The following is a 3313-nucleotide window of genomic DNA, read 5'->3' as shown; positions in this document are numbered from 1 at the left end:
TGGGGCTTAAATAAAATGACCCCGGAGCAATACCGGGGCCATTTACTAGCCGCATAGGCGCTTTTTAAACTGTCCGTAAATCGGGGTATAGTTCATTGGAAGAGGTATTTTTTTAAAAGGAGTTATGCTCCGCCTCCCTGGCCGCCGCCACCGCCGCCTTGGTCTGCACCCTGGCCGCCGCCACCGCCGCCGCTTTCTCCACCGCCTTGCTGACCGCCGCTTTTCGTTTCTTCCGCTGCTTTCAGAAGGATGTCCTGAATTTTTGCTTTAAAAAGCGGGCTTTCAAATGTCTCGGTCATTACCTTTTGTATATGCTCCCGATATTCCTTGCTTTTAAGGACATCCGTAACTTCTTTTTCGAGTTCGGGATCTTTAAGTACTTCTATCATCATTCCCCGGTATTCAGGGTCTTTCATTAGATCTTTTAAGAGCTGCTCATTTTCTTTCTGCATGCTTTTTGCCATGCTTTCGGCAAATTTCGGATCATCAAAGGACTTCTTCCAAAACTCTGTTCCTTTATCAGAGGTTAAGGTTTTTTGAATGGTATCTGCTACTACCTTTTGATCCATGACCATCTTTTGCTGCATTTTTTCATCAGTCATCAATTCTTCGAGTGCCTTTTTTCCTTCATCGGTCTTTAATATATCTACAACCATTTTTTTAGTTTGCTCATAATCCATTTGGCCGTTGCCTGATTCACCTTGGCCGCAGCCTGATATGAAAAACACTAGCGCTAATGGAAGGAGCAAACGGAATTTTTTTATCATGATGAAGCTCCTTTCAGAGGTGTCCTTACCTTTAGAATGAAGAAATTCAGCAAATATTATGCGCTGGAAATACAATGCCTAGATTTTTCAAACTTTGGTTGGTACAATCATAAAGAATGAATTTATTTATTATGGGGGAAAAATAAATTGACTAGCCGTAATTGGGTAAAGCTTTTTATATCAACTCTTTTAGTTGGAGGATTAACTACTGGAGTTGTCGGATTTATTGTGCGCTGGAATGAATTTGCGCCTATTTTTACTGACTTCGATTTCCTTGAGGTTCTGTCGGTATTCTTCTGGCTTATAGGTGTAGGATTAATCTTCAGCATCATTAGCCAAATGGGCTTCTTTGCATATTTGACAGTACACCGTTTTGGGTTGGGGATTTTTAAAGGATTGTGGAATCCTATTCAGATTGTCCTAATTTTATTTGCTTTGTTTGACCTGGTTTACTTCCGCTATAAGGCTTTTGCGGGCGGGGGAGACAGCATGATTCCATATATTGGAGTAGCGGCTTTTCTTCTTATAGTCGCACTTATAGTTGCAGCAATTAAAACAAAGCAGACCAATCAGCATGCATTTATTCCTGCAGTATTTTTTATGGTGGTTGTAACCGCCATTGAGTGGGTGCCGGTCTTAAGGGTAAATGAGGAAAGCTGGCTATATCTTATGCTGTTTCCATTATTAGTCTGCAACACTTATCAGCTGCTTATCCTTCATAAATTAAATGAGGATTCTCAAAAACAACGAAGCAATCTAGCTCAAAAGCCATCCAAATAATGGATGGCTTTTGTTTATAATTAAGGATAAAATTTTGAATGTAATAATTGTCTAGCGCAAGCAGCCCCCCTGAGTCCACAAGCTTTTCTTGTTTCGCTCCTAGGGACCCTAGACATAAGCCAATCCCTTCCGGAAGGAAAGAACACCTTCTTTTCAGGGCTCGTCTTGTGCCTGAGGCCGCAGGACAAGGAAGGCTTCGTCAGCATAAACATCGCACAAACCAAAGCGGCCCCTTTTGGGAGGACGTTGCGTTTTTAGTATGCGTTCATTCGTGGGCAAGGCGTTTTTCGCCTTTCTATTTTATTTCATTTGTCTTCGTCTCAGCATTAGCAATCATTTCAGAAACGGAAACGAATTTGAGTCCCTTGGCTTCTACATCGTTTAAAATGAGCGGAAGAGCTTTGGCTGTTTGTTTTGCAGAATCGGATGCATGCAGAAGTACAATGTCTCCTTTTTTTGCTTTTGATACATTTTCTGCAATCCTCTCTGCACCCGGATTGGTCCAATCCTTTGAATCAACGCTCCAATGGACAACAGTGTAGCCCATCCTTTCAGCAACCTTTAACGTTTTCTTGTCAAAATGTCCCGTTGGGGCGCGCACGAGCTTAATATCTTTAATATTCAGCTTTCTAAATGCTTCCTGTGCCTTTGCGAGATCTCTCCTGATTTTGTCTTCTTCCAGCTCTGTATAATCTTCATAGCCATAGCCCAGAATTCCAATTTCGTAACCTTCTTTCACGATTCTTGAAACTAAATCCGGATGGCGTTCAGCCCAGGAACCCGCCAGAAAAAAGGTCGCTGCTTTAACATTCTCTTTTTTGAGAATATCCAATATGGGCTCTGCTTTTACATCCCCCCACCCTATATTAAAGGTGAGGGCTAAATCTTTTTCCCCTTTGTATATCGCTTTAGGCCCGTCTTTGGCTGAAAAAGCAGGCAAATGGACAATGCTCTGCATATAGAGGAACCAAGCTGTGAAAAATGCTGCAATGACAACCAGCGAAACTTGTTTTAAAGACTTACCATTCAATACATAAAAAAAGTTCATAACAATTCACCTCGTCCGATACCTTCCTAATCCATACCTATGCTGAACTTGTCTCTTCCATGTATAAAAAATTCACTCATAATAAATCCTAAATGGAAAAATACTACAGAAAACAAATTGAATAATACATTGGAGGCCATGAAAATGATTGGAATGCTATTAAACCAAAAAGAGCTGAAAGAAATGGAGTACCTCATTAAGCGGGAAATGGACGAAATATTATTCGATTTAAAAGATGACAGGATCGACCACATTGTCAAAAGAGCTATGGAAGAACGATATAAAATCTTATTTTCTTTATTTCAGCGTATGGCAACACCAGCAGATTGCCTTAAATATATGCGTTCCCGACAGGATCGGGAAAAGAAGGGATAATAAATATTTCTTTTCTTATTAAAAAAATATAAAAAAGTTGTTGACTTGTTATTGGTATCTTGGTATATTAATAAACGTCGCTGATGACGGAAAGCACCAATAAAAACAACTTAAAAAAGTTGTTGACGTCGAAGCTGACACGTGATATATTAAGAAAGTCGCTTCTGAGCGGCGGATTGATCTTTGAAAACTGAACGAACAAAAACGTCAACGTTAAATCATTAGTCTTTTTTGAAAAGACAACTTATGAGCTTAATCAACTCTTATATGGAGAGTTTGATCCTGGCTCAGGACGAACGCTGGCGGCGTGCCTAATACATGCAAGTCGAGCGGACAGATGGGA

General features: G+C 40.4%; 4 protein-coding genes and 1 rRNA gene. 3 read left to right on the top strand and 2 right to left on the bottom strand.

Annotated features, from left to right (window positions below; translation table 11 throughout):
• Positions 1–122 precede the first annotated feature (122 nt).
• Positions 123–767 (bottom strand): spore germination lipoprotein GerD, encoded by a 645-nt coding sequence (gerD, locus tag DFO72_RS28980; RefSeq protein WP_113885926.1) that lies wholly within the window; start codon positions 765–767, stop codon positions 123–125.
• Positions 768–914: 147 nt separating this feature from the next.
• On the opposite strand from gerD, the gene DFO72_RS28975 reads away from it, so the two are divergent.
• The gene (locus tag DFO72_RS28975) at positions 915–1547 is read left to right on the top strand and encodes a KinB-signaling pathway activation protein (protein ID WP_113885925.1); all 633 of its coding nucleotides are present in this window, start codon (positions 915–917) and stop codon (positions 1545–1547) included.
• Positions 1548–1842: 295 nt separating this feature from the next.
• On the opposite strand, the gene pdaB is transcribed toward DFO72_RS28975, so the two are convergent.
• On the bottom strand, positions 1843–2595 hold the full coding sequence (gene pdaB / locus DFO72_RS28970; RefSeq protein ID WP_113885924.1) for a polysaccharide deacetylase family sporulation protein PdaB: 753 nt from the start codon (positions 2593–2595) through the stop codon (positions 1843–1845).
• A gap of 144 nt (positions 2596–2739) precedes the next feature.
• Between pdaB and DFO72_RS28965 the strand changes: the two genes are divergently transcribed.
• Together DFO72_RS28965 and DFO72_RS28960 are read left to right on the top strand one after the other, a co-directional pair.
• Complete coding sequence (locus DFO72_RS28965) at positions 2740–2970, top strand: hypothetical protein (protein ID WP_113885923.1); 231 nt, start codon at positions 2740–2742, stop codon at positions 2968–2970.
• Between the two features lie 264 nt (positions 2971–3234).
• Positions 3235–3313: ribosomal RNA gene (locus DFO72_RS28960) — 16S ribosomal RNA — on the top strand; the annotation flags it as partial.

This window comes from Cytobacillus oceanisediminis (assembly GCF_004366035.1).
Classification (GTDB): domain Bacteria; phylum Bacillota; class Bacilli; order Bacillales; family Cytobacillaceae; genus Cytobacillus; species Cytobacillus oceanisediminis_C.
This window is presented reverse-complemented; position numbering and strand designations above follow the sequence as displayed.